The sequence below is a fragment of the Bacterioplanes sanyensis genome (assembly GCF_002237535.1).
GTDB lineage: Bacteria > Pseudomonadota > Gammaproteobacteria > Pseudomonadales > Oceanobacteraceae > Bacterioplanes > Bacterioplanes sanyensis_A.
In genome coordinates, this window is sequence record NZ_CP022530.1 from 1,980,646 (window position 1) to 1,998,981 (window position 18,336).

Annotated in this window: 15 protein-coding genes; 6 read left to right on the forward strand and 9 right to left on the reverse strand. The window is 54.2% G+C overall.

Annotation, left to right across the window (positions count from 1 at the left end; translation table 11 throughout):
• The first annotated feature begins 13 nt into the window (after positions 1-13).
• Positions 14-2,839, forward strand: a complete 2,826-nt coding sequence (uvrA, locus tag CHH28_RS09340; protein ID WP_094060060.1) for an excinuclease ABC subunit UvrA — start codon at positions 14-16, stop codon at positions 2,837-2,839.
• Positions 2,836-3,402 carry a tRNA-uridine aminocarboxypropyltransferase gene (locus tag CHH28_RS09345; protein ID WP_094060061.1) on the forward strand — a complete coding sequence of 189 codons (567 nt, stop codon included), beginning with the start codon at positions 2,836-2,838 and terminating at the stop codon, positions 3,400-3,402. Before uvrA ends, CHH28_RS09345 begins: the two co-directional genes overlap by 4 nt.
• Before the next feature lie 3 nt (positions 3,403-3,405).
• Here the strand turns inward: CHH28_RS09345 and CHH28_RS09350 are convergent, their stop codons facing one another.
• The 3 genes from CHH28_RS09350 to CHH28_RS09360 form a co-directional block, all read right to left on the reverse strand.
• Positions 3,406-3,834, reverse strand: a complete 429-nt coding sequence (locus CHH28_RS09350) for a phosphate ABC transporter substrate-binding protein (RefSeq protein WP_094060062.1) — start codon at positions 3,832-3,834, stop codon at positions 3,406-3,408.
• 10 nt (positions 3,835-3,844) lie between these two features.
• The gene (locus tag CHH28_RS09355) at positions 3,845-4,936 is read right to left on the reverse strand and encodes a hypothetical protein (protein ID WP_094060063.1); all 1,092 of its coding nucleotides are present in this window, start codon (positions 4,934-4,936) and stop codon (positions 3,845-3,847) included.
• 101 nt (positions 4,937-5,037) lie between these two features.
• The gene (locus CHH28_RS09360) at positions 5,038-6,372 is read right to left on the reverse strand and encodes an adenylate/guanylate cyclase domain-containing protein (RefSeq protein ID WP_094060064.1); all 1,335 of its coding nucleotides are present in this window, start codon (positions 6,370-6,372) and stop codon (positions 5,038-5,040) included.
• A 191-nt stretch (positions 6,373-6,563) separates the two neighbouring features.
• Here CHH28_RS09360 and CHH28_RS20055 point away from each other — a divergent pair, with 191 nt between their 5' ends.
• Positions 6,564-6,734 carry a hypothetical protein gene (locus CHH28_RS20055; protein ID WP_199244046.1) on the forward strand — a complete coding sequence of 57 codons (171 nt, stop codon included), beginning with the start codon at positions 6,564-6,566 and terminating at the stop codon, positions 6,732-6,734.
• Positions 6,735-6,748: 14 nt separating this feature from the next.
• The gene (gene serB / locus CHH28_RS09365; protein WP_094060065.1) at positions 6,749-7,957 is read left to right on the forward strand and encodes a phosphoserine phosphatase SerB; all 1,209 of its coding nucleotides are present in this window, start codon (positions 6,749-6,751) and stop codon (positions 7,955-7,957) included.
• 40 nt (positions 7,958-7,997) lie between these two features.
• Here serB and CHH28_RS09370 read toward each other — a convergent pair whose 3' ends face one another.
• The 3 genes from CHH28_RS09370 to epmB all read right to left on the reverse strand — a co-directional run bounded on the left by CHH28_RS09370 (position 7,998) and on the right by epmB (position 13,212).
• Positions 7,998-9,977 carry an EAL domain-containing protein gene (locus CHH28_RS09370; RefSeq protein WP_094060066.1) on the reverse strand — a complete coding sequence of 660 codons (1,980 nt, stop codon included), beginning with the start codon at positions 9,975-9,977 and terminating at the stop codon, positions 7,998-8,000.
• Between the two features lie 246 nt (positions 9,978-10,223).
• Positions 10,224-12,035 (reverse strand): hypothetical protein, encoded by a 1,812-nt coding sequence (locus tag CHH28_RS09375; protein WP_094060067.1) that lies wholly within the window; start codon positions 12,033-12,035, stop codon positions 10,224-10,226.
• Positions 12,036-12,168: 133 nt separating this feature from the next.
• Positions 12,169-13,212: an EF-P beta-lysylation protein EpmB gene (gene epmB, locus CHH28_RS09380; RefSeq protein ID WP_094062028.1), complete on the reverse strand. Its 1,044-nt coding sequence runs from the start codon at positions 13,210-13,212 to the stop codon at positions 12,169-12,171.
• 31 nt (positions 13,213-13,243) lie between these two features.
• Between epmB and efp the strand changes: the two genes are divergently transcribed.
• Both efp and epmA read left to right on the forward strand, forming a co-directional pair.
• Entirely contained in the window at positions 13,244-13,810 is a 567-nt protein-coding gene (efp, locus tag CHH28_RS09385; protein ID WP_094060068.1) for an elongation factor P, read from the forward strand.
• A 55-nt stretch (positions 13,811-13,865) separates the two neighbouring features.
• Entirely contained in the window at positions 13,866-14,786 is a 921-nt protein-coding gene (gene epmA / locus CHH28_RS09390; protein ID WP_094060069.1) for an EF-P lysine aminoacylase EpmA, read from the forward strand.
• 17 nt (positions 14,787-14,803) lie between these two features.
• Here the strand turns inward: epmA and asd are convergent, their stop codons facing one another.
• From asd to CHH28_RS09405, 3 genes are read right to left on the reverse strand one after another with little or no spacing between them, the layout of a single operon-like run.
• Entirely contained in the window at positions 14,804-15,667 is an 864-nt protein-coding gene (gene asd, locus CHH28_RS09395) for an archaetidylserine decarboxylase (RefSeq protein ID WP_094060070.1), read from the reverse strand.
• Positions 15,664-16,512, reverse strand: coding sequence for a sulfurtransferase (locus CHH28_RS09400; protein ID WP_094060071.1), 849 nt, complete (start codon positions 16,510-16,512; stop codon positions 15,664-15,666). Before CHH28_RS09400 ends, asd begins: the two co-directional genes overlap by 4 nt.
• 53 nt (positions 16,513-16,565) lie before the next feature.
• Positions 16,566-18,248 (reverse strand): hypothetical protein, encoded by a 1,683-nt coding sequence (locus CHH28_RS09405; RefSeq protein WP_094060072.1) that lies wholly within the window; start codon positions 18,246-18,248, stop codon positions 16,566-16,568.
• Positions 18,249-18,336 lie beyond the last annotated feature (88 nt).

Consider the following 18,336-nt stretch of genomic DNA (forward strand, 5'->3'; position numbering starts at 1 on the left):
CTGATCTGCATCTATGAAAACCATTCAGGTACGCGGCGCACGAACGCACAATCTGAAAAACCTCGACATCGATATCCCCCGCGACCAACTGGTGGTCATTACTGGTCTTAGCGGTTCTGGGAAGTCCTCCTTGGCGTTCGACACACTGTATGCGGAAGGTCAACGACGCTATGTAGAGTCGTTATCGACCTACGCTCGTCAGTTCCTGTCGATGATGGAAAAGCCCGATGTTGATCTGATTGAAGGCTTGTCGCCAGCCATTTCCATTGAGCAGAAGTCGACCTCACACAACCCACGCTCGACCGTGGGCACAGTGACCGAGATCTACGACTATTTGCGACTGCTGTTTGCCCGTGTCGGCACGCCGCGCTGCCCTGATCACGATGTCACTCTAGAAGCACAGACCGTCAGTCAAATGGTCGACACCATCATGGATCTCCCGATGGAGGGTCGATACATGATTTTGGCGCCGGTGGTGCGTGATCGCAAAGGTGAACATGTGCATGTGTTCGAAAGTTTGCGTTCACAAGGGTTTATCCGTGTGCGTATCGATGGTGTGGTGTGTGATCTGGATGATGTACCAACGCTGGATAAACGCCGCAAACACAGTGTTGAGGTGGTGGTTGATCGCTTCCGATTAAAAGAAGGCATTGAGCAGCGTCTCTCTGAGTCGTTGGAAACCTGCCTTGAACTGAGTAACGGCTTGGCACTGGTTGGCTCGATGGACGATGAGTCGCAAGAACCGCTGTTATTTTCATCGCAGTTTAGCTGCCCGCATTGTGGTTACAGCTTGTCCGAGTTAGAGCCAAGGTTGTTCTCCTTTAACAACCCTGCTGGCGCCTGCACCAGCTGTGATGGTCTTGGTGTCAAACAGTACTTTGATCCAGACCTGGTGATACAAGATCCCTCGCTAAGCCTGGCTGAGGGAGCTATCCGCGGTTGGGACCGCCGCAGTGTGTATTATTTTCAGATGCTGACGTCGGTGGCTGAGCACTACGGGTTTTCCATCGATAAATCGTTTGCCAAACTGACGAAAAAACAACAGCAATGGCTGCTGCAAGGCAGTGGAGATGATGTTGTCACCTTTAGCTATGTGAACTCACGTGGCGATACCATTCATAAAAAACACCCGTTTGAAGGCGTGTTGCCGAACTTAGAGCGCCGCTATCGGGAAACCGATTCACAAATGGTGCGCGAAGAGTTATCTAAGTACTTGAGCGTACAACCATGCCCTGCCTGTGAAGGCTCGCGTTTGCGAACGGAGGCGCGGCACGTTTTTGTTGGTGATAAAACCATTCACTCTTGTACGGCCATGCCGGTGGAGCAGGCTTTTTCATATTTTAGTGAGCTGCATTTAAGCGGTCATCGCGGTGAAATTGCTGAAAAAATCCTGAAAGAAATTCGCGATCGTCTTCGTTTTTTGGTCAATGTTGGTCTGGACTATCTAACGCTTAATCGCAGCTCAGATACTTTGTCGGGAGGCGAGGCGCAGCGCATTCGCTTGGCTTCGCAAATTGGTGCTGGTCTGGTTGGTGTTATGTATATTTTGGATGAACCGTCCATCGGTTTGCACCAGCGCGACAATGATAGATTGTTAAGTACCCTGTTTGACCTGCGTGATTTGGGCAATACCGTGTTGGTCGTTGAACACGATGAAGATGCCATTCGTCATGCTGATTATTTAATCGATATTGGCCCAGGTGCTGGGGTGCATGGCGGCGAGATTGTTGCTCATGGCACGCCTAAGCAAGTGATGAAAAATAAGAATTCGATCACGGGCCAGTACCTGTCTGGCAAACGTAGCATTGCCATTCCTGAACAGCGAACCCCCATCAATGACGAACGTGTGTTACGTCTCACCGGCGCCAGTGGTAATAATCTGAATGATGTGGATCTTGAAATACCTTTGGGGCTAATGACCTGTGTGACAGGTGTTTCCGGATCCGGGAAATCGACACTGATTAATAGAACACTATACCCACTAGCAGCGACCGCATTAAATGGCGCCACAACGCTGAAAGCATCGGTCCATGACAGCTGCGATGGTTTGCAATGGTTGGATAAAGTTGTCGATATTGACCAAAGCCCGATCGGTCGCACACCGCGTTCTAATCCAGCGACTTACACGGGCATATTTACGCCTATTCGTGAGTTGTTTGCCGGAACCCAAGAAGCGCGATCGCGTGGTTATAAAGCTGGACGCTTCTCGTTTAATGTGAAAGGCGGCCGCTGCGAAGCGTGTCAGGGCGATGGTGTTATTAAAGTGGAAATGCACTTTCTGGCCGATATTTATGTGCCTTGCGATGTGTGTAAAGGAAAACGTTACAATCGTGAAACGCTGGATATTCGCTATAAAGGCCGCAATATCCACGAAGTGCTGGAGATGACGGTAGAGGATGCGCGTACTTTCTTCGATGCCATTCCGGCAGTTGCGCGCAAACTGCAAACCCTCATGGACGTAGGGCTTAGCTATATTAAATTGGGGCAGGCGGCGACGACCTTGTCGGGCGGTGAAGCGCAGCGGGTAAAGCTGGCAAAAGAGTTATCCAAACGCGATACCGGAAATACGCTCTACATTCTAGATGAGCCGACCACCGGGTTGCATTTCCAAGACATAGAACAGCTGTTAGCGGTATTGCATCGCTTGCGTGACCACGGCAATACCGTGGTGGTAATTGAGCATAACTTGGATGTGATTAAAACCGCGGACTGGATAGTCGATCTAGGACCTGAAGGCGGGTCGAAAGGCGGCGATATTATTGCCACCGGCACTCCAGAGCACATAGCTTCGTTGAAACATTCGCATACCGGGCGTTTTTTGAAGTCAATGCTGTCATGAGTCGACGCTTGTGCGCGCAGTGCCAGCGTCCACTTAGCGTATGTGTTTGCAGTGCCATCCGGCGCTGCAGCAGCAAGTGGAGTGTCACCGTTTTACAGGATCCAACTGAAGCGAAACATCCGTTGTCGACGGCGCCCTTACTGCAGTTAAGCGTGGAGCCCAGCCGCCTGATGGTGGGAGATGTTTTTCATCCGCAGCAGCTGTTTCCAGAAGGGTTAGACAACGTGGCGTTGTTATATCCGCTGGCCGATAAACCTGCTTTGACGCACGGACAAGCACAAGCACGAAAACAACTGTTGGTTTTGGACGGGACCTGGAGAAAAGTACGGCGTTTACTGCATCTTAATCCATGGCTTTTGCAGTTGCCTTATATTGCGCTAGCGCCTGAGAAAACCAGTGATTATCGGGTTAGAAAATCACCGCGTGCAGATGGGCTATCGACATTGGAGGCAACGGCCCAGTGTCTTGCTTGGCTAGAGCAAGATGAGAGATTTTTACAAATCATCTCAGTGCAAGATGAGCTGGTCAGGTTGCAAGAAAAGTATCAGCCGCAACGCGGCTGAATATTATTGGATTCGGTAAACCACTTTAACCGAGTCATCGACCATGCTGGCGTCGATGTAGCCAATTAAATTGGGGTTGTTAGCCACCAGCCCTTTAACCTCAGAATCACCGCCAGACTCCTGTGGTGGTGTGCCTTTACCGGTGAATATCAGACGTGACCAGTATGCCTTGAGCTGACTGGGGCTTTTTTCCAACACTTTTGAGTTAAACGCTTCTCTTCCTGCAGTACCTTCCGTTTGATCAACGGGAATGGCCTTACTGCCATCGGGAAAGGAGCTGGCTTTACCTAGAAAAATCCGGGTAATGGCGGTTTTATCTAAATTGTCGTGCTGGTTACTGGCGCTAACAATGACAGCGAACTCGGCCTGTGCTTGGCTAGCCAGAAGAGCAAAGGTCAGTGCCAGCACCTGTTTGATAGAGATGGTTTTCATCGTATCGCTCCTAGAACACTAAGCTCATGCCGGCCTGATAAAGTACGCCTGAGTCACCGTCTTGGCCATTGATGGTGTCCTCATCATGATGCTGAACATCGAATTTGACGGCGGTGCTGCTGTCGTAGTCGTAGCGTACCCCGACGATGATGCTGCTTTCTTTGGATTCAGCCAGTTTTTGGAAGCTGCCAACCGTACCAGACTCTAAGTCGTCCTCCGCCATCACGTAGGTGAGGTGGCCAGTGAGTGTTCCGAAGCGATGCGCCGCACTGACCAGATAGGCACTGTCGTCGATAAACGCAGCGGTTTCTTGCTCCAGGGCGGTCCATTCGGCAATCACCGAACTAGCGCCATCGTCATAGCTAACCGATGCTTGGTAGAACTTGGCGGTCGACATATCCACTAGAAAGTCATCGCCTACACCGGCCTGAGCCGCTGCGGCGGCGAGGTTATCTAGGCTGCGACCATTAGGGCCGGCCTGGGATGGGTCAACATCCATGCTGAAATCCGCTTGGTGATAACTGGCGCGTATCGACAAGCTGCCTTTGGTGACGCTGGCGACCAGTCCAACGGCTTTTTCCAGATCGCTTTGGTAGCCACTCAACTCATCTTGGTAGCGACCGGTGTAAAGTTGCACCATGGCGTCGGCGTCACCAACCGAGAAGCGATGTGTTGCATCCACACCATTGATGGATGAAAAGATATCCAGTCGATACACCAAAGCCGGAGGACGAATCCAGTTGTAGGCGTAACCAACTTCTAGGAAGTCAGAGTAGTGAAAGTAGGGTGTTCTTAGCCGTCCAATGCGTAAATCCGTGTTATCGGAGGCCGAATAGGTGACATAGGCCCAAGAAGCTTCAGTATCAAAATCGTCGCTGCCACGAGAAATCAGCTGCACGGTCGCAGAAGTAGTGTCATTCACTTGTTTGGCTAACTGCAGGCCAACCAAGGTGTCGGGATCAAACATTACGCCATTGTCGTAGCCCCCGAGGCTCACATCCTCTGAAGACAAATGCCCGGCGGTGACGTTCATAAAACCGTTGATGCGCAGATCATTGGCGATGGCGGTTGAACTGACTGTCAGTGCAGATGCGACAGCCATAGCGAGTGGTAATCTCATCGAGCAGCCCCTCCTTGGTCATAATGACTTAGACACTAGACCAGTCTGTGGAAAGCGCAACCAAGTCAGGGCTGATGGCCTAATCAGGCATTGGTAGTAAGGGCGGTGATGTGCTTGATTTGACGTTCAATCAAAGAGCGGGTTTTGGCGGGCAATTGCTGCAGCCAGTAGCTGCACTGCTCTCTGCCATGCAAATCCGACAATATTGGGCCTTCTCGCCAATCGATGTCGCTGTCGAGGTGCTGCACCAGTTCACAACTGGCCAGCACTCCGCGTTCTTCTCCGCATGCCGCCAACTGAGCCGCCCAATGCAGAGTATCGCCAATAAGATTACCACTGAGTTGGGTTTCGCCTTGCAGCGGAGTCATCAACACTGGCCCCCAATGCACTGCAATACGAAACTCCAGTGGATAAATATGGGAGTCGTGTTCACGCACCTGATTGACCAAGCCCTGGAACAACTGTGCGGCGCACAGGCTGTGCATGGCCGATTGTTGATCGGCTTTGGGGACGCCAAAGATCATCACAATGCCGTCGCCTAAAAAGCGATCCAGCCGGCCATTGTAGAGCTTTGCCGCATGCGACAAGAGGCGATAGTAGCGCCCCAGAGTTTGGCTGAGCTCTTCTGCGCTCAGGCGGCTCTGCAGCACATCCAGCTCTTGTATCTCTAGGTACATCAGCGCACAGTCAAAATACTGCAGTCCTTTTTGATCATGGCCCGAGGTGTGCTGTACAAAGCGCCCCAGTGCTTCTTCCAATGCGTGCTGTTGCTGCTGCTGCTGCGCAATGTGCTGCAGCTCAGTTTGCATCTGGCGAAACTCCGGCAAGGTCGCATCGGGGGGCGTCAGTTCAATGTCTTGGCCGTGGCGAAAACGCTGCAATGCGTCAACAATAGAGCGAAATTGGCCAAAACTGCGCTCAGTCAGCTGGTAGGTCACGAAGGCTGCCAGCATGGCCATCAAGCCCGTTGCCATCAAGGCAAGAGCGAGATAACGACGGGCCACTTGGTGAACGGGAGTGGCGTCTAGGCTGGCGCGAATTGCACCTAAAGCGCGGTTGTCTTGAGTGATCGGGCGCGTCATGACTTGGCCAGCTGTGTGGTCACCGCTGCTGGCCAGCCGCTGCTGATCGGTTGATAAGATCTCCAGCCCCTGAATCGCAGGCCCCTTGACCCAATCATCGAGCAGTACATTGAGCGTCACCCGGTCTTGCTGCACCAGAGCAGGCGCCGCGGCGACGGCCAGGCGCTGCAATTGACGCTCAACGTTGTTTTGCTGCTGCGTGCTCAGTTGCTGCAACAGGTGGGTGTAGGTCAGCAAGCTCAGCAGCAAGCCGGTGCCCAGCATCAGTATCGCTACCAGCAGGCTATTTAATTGACTTGTATTCAGTTTGTGGCGAATACGGCTAGGTAGCGACATGGTGGACTCAATCGAACACAGATTTCCTGAACAGTAGTGGTATTATATGCGCCGCTTGAGGTAACGCCAGCGTGCAAAGAGCCCGGCTGGTAGAGATGCAGACCGCTGCACACAACAGTGGCGGGGCAACGGTTTATTTCACAGGAGGCTGAGCCTGCCTTAGCTTTCTTTCACCAACTTGAGGTATGAACATGAGCGATGTGAAGCAGTCACTGCAGGAAAAACTGGAGCAGCTGGAAAAAGGCCTGTTTCTGATGAGTCTGGATCGCAAGCGTGCGCTGTCGGTACACGAAACGGTTGACTTGATCGAAGAGCTGCGTGGCGTTGTCGCCAGTGCCAAGGCCGACGCCGGTAAGCTGTAATTGAGGCCGATGCTGTGACCGAATTGGTACTGATCCGTGTAAGTGGTACGGACAAACCCGGACTGACCGCCAACATCAGTGCCGTTCTGGCACAGTACGGCGTTGCAATTCTAGATATTGGCCAAGCCGAAATTCACGACACATTGTCGCTCGGTATTCTAGCGGCGATTCCTAGCGCTGCTGAATCGGCGCCAGTGCTCAAAGATGTGCTGTTCAAGGCCCATGAAATGGGACTGTCGGTACGTTTTACGCCGGTAACGCCGGAAAGCTACGAGCACTGGGTACAGGCTCAAGGTAAAGACCGACATATCGTTACCTTGTTGGGTCGTGGCATTGAAGCGCAGGCCATCGCACGGGTGACTGCGATCGTCTCTGAGCACGGTTTGAACATTGATCAAATCAATCGTTTATCCGGTCGTGTGCCGCTGGAATCACACGATCAGCAAACCCGTGCGTGTGTTGAGTTCTCGGTGCGTGGACCGGTTGAGCAAAGCGCTATGCGTGCGGAGTTCTTAAAAATCGCCAACGAACTGGGCGTTGATATTGCCTTCCAGCAAGACGATGTCTTCCGCCGCAACCGCCGCCTAGTGGCGTTTGACATGGACTCGACGTTAATCGAAACCGAAGTGATTGATGAACTGGCACACGAAGCCGGCGTTGGCCAGCAGGTGTCGGAGATTACCGAGCGTGCGATGCAAGGCGAGCTCGACTTCCGGCAGTCGTTTGAGCAGCGGGTGGCGTTGTTAAAAGGCTTGGATGGCCGCGTGTTGGAGTCGATCGCTGAGCGCCTGCCGATCACTGAAGGAGCGGAGCGTCTGATCTCAAACTTGCGCGCCTTCGGCTACAAAACGGCCATTTTGTCGGGCGGTTTTACCTACTTCGGACGGCACTTGCAGCAAAAGCTGGGCATTGACTATGTCTATGCCAATGAGCTGGAAATGGTTGACGGTGTTGTCACCGGGCGTGTCACCGGCACGGTAGTCGACGGTCAGCGCAAAGCCGAGCTGCTGCGTGAACTGGCTCAGCGTGAAAACATTCGTTTGCAACAAACCATTGCCGTCGGTGATGGCGCCAATGACCTGCCGATGCTCAGTATTGCGGGGCTGGGCATTGCCTTTCGGGCCAAACCATTGGTGCGTGAAAATGCAGAGCATGCCATTTCCGCGCTGGGGCTGGACGGTATTTTGTATCTACTGGGGTATCGTGACCGCGATATTCTATAAGGCATAAAAAAAGCGGCTTAGCCGCTTTTTTTATGCCTGTTTATTCATCGCTGAAGGTGTAGGCCATGCCTGCTTGCGGTGCTTGCACGTAATAGCCTTGGATGAAATGCACGCCCATCTGCCACAAACTGGCGACAGCGTTGGCGCTTTCGACCAATGGCACGATGGTGCGTTTTTCTTCTTCATGCAGCTGCGCTAACAGTTCCTGCAGGTGCTTTTGTGCATCCGGGCTTTGCCCCAGTTCTTGCGTGAACGAGCCATCGACTTTTACGTATGTGGTTTCCAGGTGCTTCAGGTTCTGGAAAGGTTTCAATGCGCAGCCAAAACGGCTGATGGACGTTGGAATGCCTCGCTCCATCAGCGATTGAGTAAAGTCATGACACTGCTTCAGCATCTTGCCCGCATCTTCTTCGTTGAACTGGAAGATGACGCAACCTTTCGGCAGCTTAGCGGCATTGATGGCCACGCCAATCCAATTGGCCAAGGACTCATCGGCCAGTGATGCTGCAGACAGATTGACGAACATACGAGTGTTGTGACCCTTGGTACGATGCTCGCTCAGCAGCTTGGTGGTGTGCAAAATCACCCAGCGATCGACCTTGCGTTTAATGTCGTCGTTGATGGCTGGGTTGTCGAAGAACTCGGCGGCGGACAGATCATCGCCGTCGCTCACCGGTAAGCGCAGCAGTGCTTCGTAATGCTCGACTTCCTCACCACGCAGGTTGATCAATGGTTGGAACAACAGTCTAAAGCCGTTGCCTTTAATCGCATTGACCAGCGTTTGCTCCAGATCTTGCTGTTCGTCTTCTTTGGCTTGCTCTGGTGGTAGGAAGAGGTTAACGCCGTTGCCATGTTCATGGCCTTCTTGCTTGCGTACACCGTCGGCCGCCTCGTGGGCCTGCTGCAGAATATCCAGCGGCTTGGAGCTGTTTTCATTGATCAGCGCCACGCCAATGCTGGCGGTGACCGTCACAGTTCGACTGCTCACTTCGATCAGCATGTGCTCAATGATGTCGCGCAACTTATCCGCCGCTGCCAGTGCCTGTTCAGCGTCGCGGCCCATTAAGATGCAGGCGAAAATATCTTCACCAATGCGGGCGGTGACTTGGCGTTCGGACAGTTGCTCTTTTAGTGTGGCTGCAATGTGGGCCAGCACGGTATCGGTGTGGACAATGCCAATATCGCTTTTTAGACGACCAAAATTATCCAAGTTAAGGTAGACCACAGCACCTTTGGCACTGTTCATCACGGCCTGGTCGACCGCTTCTTCTAAGCGATTAAGGAAATACGGCTTGTTGTAGAGGCCGGTGAGCAAGTCGCGGCTGCGAACTTCTTCTAACTTGGCTTCTAACTCGCTGCTGTCCTCGCGCATGCGGATAATGACTTGTGTACAGCGCTCATCGGCGTAGGTGGCTGGAGCAAAATCCATGTTCATTGGGAATGGTTTGCCATCGCCGTCAATGCCGACCGTCGATAGTTTGCTGCTCTGACCGGGCTGTTGAGAATAACTTTTCAGAAAGCCTTTAAACTCTTGCTGCGCAGAGGCCTCGATCATGTCCATGATCGGCATGCCTTCGAGCTCCTCAGGCGACTGATAGCCAAACAGCTCCAAGTAAGCATGGTTAGCAAAAATATGCATGCCGTCATGCACGTAAGCCACTGCATCTTTGGAGCTTTGCAGCAGCCCCTGACAGCGTTTTTCTGACTCACGCAGGCTGACTTCGAGCTTGCGATTGGCGCGTCGGCTGCGCAAATGTCCCAGCTCGCGCTGAATCACCAGCAATAACAGGTTGCTTTCATCGAAGGGCACCATGCTGACGGCACCGTTGCGCAGTGCAGCTTCCATTTGCATGGGCTCAATGTCGTCGTGGGTAATCAGAATCAGTGGCAAGTCTTTATTCAGACGACGAATCTGGCGCAGCAGATCCATGTATTCAACACCGTGGCAGGACGGCTCGGCGATCAGCAAGTCCCAAGTCTTGCCTTGCAGCTGTTCACTGAAGTCGTCTAGCGACGTCACGAGGTGTACGCGGGTAGCACTGCCGGAGTTTCGTAACAGACTGACTATCCCTTCAGCTTCATTCTGAGTCCGACACAACAACAACAGATGCAGGGTTTCGCGGGATGCCAAAATGTCAGCCTCTGATTGATAAAACGGTAATTATAGGGATCGTCATTTAAAAATAAATCGCCAGATGAGACATGCTTGGGCGGAATGTGCAAAAAATCGTCATATGTGAGGCCATGTCTAGACGCATTGCGTCAGTCAGAGTTTATTCCAGATAGAATCGAAATCATCATCCGGCAGTAGCGCCTGATGCGTTTCGTTGCTGGTCTGACGTTTGGCCGGACCGGCGCTACGGAATTGAAACTGACTGAAACTGCTGGTCGAGGTGAGCCGCTTGGTCAATTGGTAGCGTCCTTGTTCATCGGCAAATAACAACTCGACTTTATTGCCGGTACGGAAGGGCATACGCGGCAGTAACAGGGTTGCTGGCTGGGCGATGGCTTTGATGGCCGGCAACAGTAAGGCGCGCATCATCGGGCCATTGTCCCCGGTTTTTTGCAACAGGCGCGCAGCGCCGACCTGGGCTTTTGGCGCTAGCAGCTCGACGCCCAGTTGAGTCCCTTGATCTCGCATGTGGCGGATCCAGCGAATCACGCCTATCGACCAATGGCGAATGCCATTTTCCTGCACTCCAATGAGCTCTCCTGCCTGTATCGCCGGTGGCAGATTGCCTCCCCAATGCAGACAGTAACCGCCGGGGCTGGAGTTAATCATGCTGACCGCATGCGAGGGATACTTCAGCTCCTGCTGTTGCTCTTCGGTGTCTCCTTTGTGTTTGCTAATGAACTCGATGGCATCGAGATCCATTTGTGTGTTTTCGCTCAAGGCGGGTCGGCTGGCGTCGAACGCGTCGGCCCACACGTCGTCGCGTGATTGTTTGCCGATGTCGACTTTGGCGACACGCTCTGGCCCGTCAATGGGTTTGGGTTTCAACTCACCGAGCAGGCGTTCAAACTCGGTTTTATCGCCACTGTAGTAATGCGTGGCAGAGAGGCCAATACACAAGGCCAGTTGCCCTTCTGACGGCGTGCGGCGGAAAGAGCGCTGCCAATGAATGCCCCATGATTGAATGGCATGGGCAAGAATATTGTCGCTGAGTTTCCCCGGTACCGTGATTTCGTGTTTGCCCGCCGGGTTGGCGGCCCATTGCCTCAGGGCATGAACCAAGCGTTGCGTATTCAAGCTACGGAACAGCGGTTGTTGCGCCTCACGCAGATGTTGGCGGTATTGGCCTGGGCGATCGCGATGAAGGTTGATAATAAACAACGCGTCTTCATCGTCCGCCTCAGTGATGTCAGCGTAGCTGGCCCACAGTTCGCTGGCATCAAACAGTTGCGCTAGGTCTTGCTGGCGCAGGTTGTTGGGCTTAGCGGTGCCGAGCAGATGCAGACGAGCGAAGGCGTCTTTGATGGTTGAGCTGGATAAAAAGCGCGTTTGCCGGTCGTTGACTTCGTACTCATGCAAACGGTGCATCTCTGCCAGCAAATACAGCTGATTGGTTTCCAGCCAGGAATGTTCTGGCGGCTGACAGTACAGCTGGAATGCTCGCAAAATCGTTTGCGCGGTGTCAGTGATGGCGCGATGGATGGCCATGGTCACCACTTTGGAGGGCTTGTCGGCGGCGGCAAGCTGACTGATGCTGTGCCCGACCACCATCTTATAACCAGTCGCCAGATGGCTTTGCAGTGCCTGGCTTAGGTTGGCCACTTTGAGCTGCTTGTCGTTGAGTGAGATGGACGACGCCAGAAAGTGTTTGTTCAGCAGGGTGCAGATGGAATAAATGTAGGGCCGGACAATTTCCAACACCTTAAAGCGCAGCAGCGGGTCGGCTTCCCACTGATTAAACTCGCGAATGGCGGTGTACAGCTGACGTGCGGCTTCGCCGGTGTTGGCCATGGGCAATGCTTTTGCCCATTCGCTCACCCCGTCAACGGTAGCCGGACACATGCTGAGCTCTGTCAGTGGTGTGGCCGGAATATGTAGTTTGATTGCGACTCGTTGGCTGTCCATGCATTCCTGCTGCATATTCACATTGTACCCCTCAGCCGTATTTCGGCAGGGTTGTAGTGATTATAGATCAGTGACTTAAGCAGCGTTTGTCGACAGCACTATTAACTGTCTTCTCAGTCTTGCTGCTTAGTGTCTACATCCCGTTATAGTTGCCGCTCTGCCCACTGTCGAGGTTGATCAGCGTCTTACTCTTCCTGCCAGCGATTTCTCGCACCAGCTTAGGCACCAAATAGCCAGGTAGCCGCTGCTGCATCTGCTGGTGCAGTTGCTGAGCCAAGTGTTCTTGCGTATCAAAATGCGCCGCGCCCGCAACGGCATCAAAGGCGTGTAAGTAATACGGCAGCACACCAAATTCGAACAAGCGCTCACTGAGTTCAATCAGCGTATTCGGCTCGTCATTGACCCGCTTTAACAGCACGCTTTGGTTCAGCAGTGTCATTCCGGCATCGCGCCATTGCTTGAGCCCGCTGCGGTGCGCCTCGCTCAGTTCATTGGCATGATTGATATGCAGCACCAGCGTGGTCTGCAATCGGCTTTGCTCTAAGCGCTGTGCCAGTGTTGACGTCAGACGTTGTGGAATGACCACGGGCAGGCGTGAATGAATGCGCAAGCGGCGCAGATGAGCAATGCCTTCGAGCTCGTCGAGTATGTCGGACAAGTGCTCATCATCCAGCATCAGCGGGTCACCGCCACTGAGAATGGCTTCACTGATGATGGGGCGCTGGCGCAAGTAATCCAAGGTTTGCTGCCATTGGCGCCGCGCTATGCGATTGTCGGCATAAGGGAAATGGCGGCGAAAGCAGTAGCGGCAATTGACTGCGCAGCCGGAGGCAAGCATCAGTAACACCCGGCCGTGGTATTTATGAATGATGCCCGGCTGAGCATTGCTGCTGGTTTCGTCCAACGGGTCGAGCGTATAGCCCTCAACAGGGTCGCGCTCTTGCAGAAGCGGTAGCACCTGCAGCAGCAATGGGTCGTTTGGGTCCGCCTTGCGCATTTGCTCGGCATATGGGCGTGGCACCAGCATGGGAAAGTCGGGCTGATGATCGCAGGCCAATTGCTGCGGATCGAGGCGTAAAAACTCCAGCAGTTCATCGCTGCGGCGAAAGGCACGCGCCAGCTCATCCTGCCAGTGGTTAGGTTCTACAGCAGCCTCAGTTCGCGTTATGATACGCACCTTTATTTCTCGCGATTGATTGGATTGTAAAATGGCCAACTATTCTACCAACGAATTTAAATCGGGTCTTAAGGTGATGCTGGATGGCGAACCCTGCTCGATTATGGAGAACGAGTACGTTAAGCCGGGCAAGGGCCAGGCATTTAACCGCGTCAAACTGCGCAATTTGCGTAACGGTCGGGTGATGGAAAAAACCTTCAAATCTGGTGACAGCTTGGAAGGCGCCGATGTGATGGAACTGGACATGGAGTATCTGTATACCGACGGTGAGTTCTGGCACTTCATGGCAACGGACGGTTCTTTCGAGCAGCATGGTGCCTCTGAAGAAGCCGTCGGTGAAGCCGTCAAATGGCTGAAGGAACAGGACGTTTATACCGTAACCCTGTTCAATGGGGCAGTGCTGACGGTTACACCACCTAACTTCGTTGAGTTGGATGTGGCAGAAACGGACCCAGGCTTAAAAGGCGATACGGCGCAAGGCGGCTCTAAGCCAGCCACGCTGACTACTGGCGCCGTGGTCAAAGTGCCGCTGTTTATCAACATCGGTGACAAGCTGAAAATCGACACTCGCACCGGCGAATACGTTAGCCGCGCGTAAGCTGCTGGCTGAGTCAATTAAGGAGCCGCAGGGCTCCTTTTTTATGGAAACACCCATGACATGGTCCCCCTCCGCTGGCATTGCTGCGCTGCAGCAGCGCGCTCGCATGAATCAGATCATTCGCCAATTCTTTGACCAACACTGTGCGCTGGAAGTCGAAACCCCGGTGCTGTCGCAAGCGGCGGTGGCGGATGCCAACATTGAGCCGATGCGCACCGCTGATGAGCGTTGGCTGCAGACGTCGCCTGAGTACCCGATGAAGCGGTTATTGTGCGCTGGCAGCGGTGATATCTATCAGATAGCCAAAGTGTTTCGCCGCGGCGAGGCCGGTCGGCGTCACAACCCAGAGTTCAGCATGCTGGAGTGGTATCGGTTGGGCATCGACTTAAGTGAGTTAATGCAGCAAGTGGCAACCTTGACCCGGCAGATTTTGGCGCCGCGCTGGCCATCGCTGGCAGAGCTGCACCTGACTTATCAACAAGCCTTTGAGCGTTACGTGGGCTTGAATCCGCACACATGCCACGATGCCGAGCTGGTTGAGGCTGGGAGGCAGGTGGCAGGGCAAGAGCTGTCGTTGGATCGTGACGGATGGCTGGACGTTCTGATGAGCCATTGTGTCGAGCCCGCGTTGCCGACAGATACTCTGGTGTTCGTGCGCGACTTCCCGGCTTCGCAAGCGGCGTTAGCGAAAACTGACATGCAGGCTGGCATCAGCATTGCCCGACGTTTTGAGTTGTATTTAAACGGCAACGAACTGGCCAATGGCTACGACGAGCTGGACGATGCCGCTGAGCAACGACGACGCTTCGAGCGCGAAGCCAATGGGCGGCCACTGGATGAAAATCTGCTAGAAGCGTTGGAGCAAGGGCTGCCGCCGTGTTGCGGTGTAGCCATGGGGCTGGATCGTTTACTGATGCTATTGCTGGATGCCGACCACATTGCCGACGTGCTGGCGTTTGATTGGCAGCGCGCTTAACACGCTGCCTCAAGCGATTACTCCAGCGTTAGGCCAATGGCCTCACCCATGCGCACGGGCGAGTCGGCTTGCAGCTCGTCCAGCCAGCGCATTTTATCTTTACCAAAGCACAGAACAACGGTTGACCCCAGCAGGAAGCGACCCATCTCCTCGCCTTTCTCCAGTGTCACGTTCTGCTCTGGGCGTGGATACGAACTGACTGCCAGTTGTCGCGCTGGCGGTGTGATGTGGCCAGCCCACACGGTTTCGATGGCGGCAACAATCATCGCGCCGACCAGCACCATCGCCATGGGACCGTGGTCGGTATCAAAGATCGCCACCAAGCGCTCGTTGCGGGCAAACAGGCGCGGTACGTTTTCAGCCGTGGCTTTGTTCACAGAGAACAGGTCGCCCGGTACATACACCATCTCGCGCAAGGTTCCGGTCACCGGCATGTGGACGCGGTGATAGTCTCGCGGCGACAGATAAATAGTGGCGAACTGACCGTCGACAAAGGGCTCTGCACGCTGACGATCGCCGCCCAATAGTTCGGTCAGAGAGAAATCCTGGCCTTTGGCCTGGAAAATTCGCCCATGCTCGATGTTGCCTAGTTGTGAAACGGCGCCATCGGCGGGGGATACAAACTCATGCTCACCGGGGGCAATCGGACGTGCACCGTCTTCCAGCTCACGAGTGAAAAAGTCGTTGAAGCTGGCAAACTCGTCCACGTTTTTGCGCTTGGCGTCGGTCATATCGATACCAAATTGCTTCTGAAAACCCTTGATCAACGGGTTTTTAATCCAGCTCGTTTCACTCGCCGCCAGACGACCGATCAAACGAGATAGGCCATGCTGGGGCACCAGATACTGGCTGGCAATAAAAAGACTGTCTTTAACGCTCATAGTGTTTCTCTAGGTGATTGTCCTTGGGCAATGGGGAGCTGGCTGTCATTGCCCCATTCGGCCCAGGAGCCTGGATAGGCTTGTATAGAAAGCTGCAATAATTTGCCGATCAGATAGGTGAGGCCGGAGCGATGGTGCGATTGGCAATGCGTCACCACCTGCTTGCCAGGCTCGATGCCGAGTTGCTGCAGTTCTGCACGCAAAGTCTCTAGCGGGCGCAAGCGCAGACCATTGGCCGGGTCCATCGCTCGGGTCCATTCGTAATGCACGGCACCTGGGATGTGCCCACCGCGGCTGGATATGGCTTTGCTGCCATCGTATTCCGCCAATGAGCGGGCGTCCCAAATGGCCAGTTCAGGGGATGACAGCAGCGCTGATAAAGCGTCTTTGTGAATACTGCAGTCAGTGTCATCTACTTTGGCTTGGTACTGGCTGGGTTGGCGACTGACGGCTTCTGTGGTGGTGGGCAGTCCAGCCTGTTGCCAGGCGGTCAGCCCGCCGTTGAGGTAGGAATAATGGCGATGGCCAATGCAGTCCAGCACCCAAATCAGCCGTCCTGCCCAGCCGCCACCCTCATGGTCTGAGCAAATAACATGCGTAGTCGGTGTAAGCCCTAATTCACTGAATAGCTGTGATAGCTGCTCTGCTGTTGGCAGCGCGCCGGGAGTCGGCGGCTGGCCATATTGCAAACGCTTAAAATCCACGTGCACAGAGCCAGGAATATGTCCGGCCAGGTACATGTCCAGCGGTGCTTGCTCGATGATGAGTACATCGGTGGGGTGGCCTCTGGAGGCTAGCTGCTCAGCCAACAGCTCTGGCTCCAGCAGCAGAGGAAACTCAGCCATACATACACATCCGTCTAAAAAGTGCTGAGTGTACCCTAGTGCGATTGTGGCTGTCAGGAGCGGCGCTGGCGCGTGTTTTCCCGCAGTGCTGCCAAGCTTTTACTGGTTGTCTGGCACAGTTGCTTAAACTGGCGATATTCATCGGCGGTGATTGCCAAGGTGCCACTGTCATCAAACGCCATGATTATGCCAATGGCGTGGTGGCCGGCATCGATCGCCATCAGCAGCAAATGCTCCGGCAGAATGTCTATGACGTCGTCCGGCAGTCCCTTGAGAAAAGTGCCGCGATTCGCCGGTGTTAACAGCAAGCTGGCTTTCTTCTCCATCACTTTGCTAAACAGGTTTGCGCGGCGCAGATCCACGGTCAGACGATTCATCGCCATATTCGGGTTCATGCCGTCGGTGTAGGCCACCTTCATCGCTGTATGCTGTTTGTTCATCAATGCGGCGCAGGCGTGGGGGAAGCCCAGGCCGTGAGTCATGCCTTTGAGCGTGCTGCGCAATAAAAAATGCCAGTCGCCGAAACGATCCGGCTCTTGCTGCAGTTGGCGCAGCAGCTTCTTCAAATAGCCATCGTCCGTGGCACGCACAACACCGGTTGTTGCAGCGGCACTGGGCGACTCAGCCACGTTTTTGGGTTGGGATGCCGCTAGCGCAGGCTCCGGCGTAGCTGCATCGCTGGGCGTTTGTTGCTTTTGCGGTGGTGGCGGCGGGGCATGCGGCTCAGCAATCGGTTCTGGTGCTGTTGTCGGCTGCTCTGGGTATACCGCCGGGTAAAGATGTTGAGTCGGACTGGGGCTGGCCAACCATTGCAGGCCGCAGCTCAGTCCATCTCGTTGTTGGTGACTCAAACGCACCTGCAACTGCCGCGCGTCTTCCCACACCATGGATTCATGTTTACCGAGCCAGTGTGCGGTCAGCTGCAGCCAGCGGCGACTGTGTTTACCTTCCGGGGCCATGTGCCAGTGCCAGGCCAAGCCATTGGCCATTAGGCAGCTAAATGCTGGTTTTTGGCCGTGATGCAGCAGGGTGCGCTGGCCATCCAGATCACGCGGGTCGTGATGGCGCAATAACCGCCATTGATGTGCTGTAGGCCAGATATCCGGTTGGAACAGCTCAATCGCACTGGCGGGCAAATGCAGCTGCCGGGCACGTTGCTCCCACTCACGTTTTTTTAGCTGTCCAAAGGTGGCGCGTGCCGCGGTTACCAGATCGTTGCCGCTGCTTAAAAAGTGCAACCAGTTGGCGCTCAATGGATTGCTCAGTATCCATCCCCACAGCTGAGCGTTGGCCAGCATGGCGCACCAGCGCGCGTAATCTGGGCCACCACTACCTTTTTGGCTGGTCCAGTAGGCGGCCAGCTCGCCGGCAAACTGTGCCGTGTGGAGACACCGGCGATACAGCTGCAGGTGTGGCTCTTCGCTGTCTGCACTGACGACCGGCAATTGTTTGACCAGTCTGACCAACTCTTGCATGCCCAGCAGTGACAAACAGCTGGCGGCACCGGATATTTGCGCTTCGCAGTCAGGATTTTGCTCAACGGTTTGATTTAACAAATGCAAACACAGGGCGGGGTCGGCTTCGACAAATACCGCCAGATCTTGGTAGGTGGCCCGACTGCTTTGCATTTGTCGACGAATGCGCTGTCGGCTTTCAGCAAGAATGGGAAAGTCGGCAATTGCGGGCAAATCCTGCCAATGCGTTGCTGGAATGGGCTTGGGAGGCTGTTGTGTCATGTCTCAGTTTGTGTGGCGCCGCATTGTGACCTTTAATTACTATAGTCATTAACAGTCTGTAGCACAGCTCGGCAGAGTGGATTTCTCA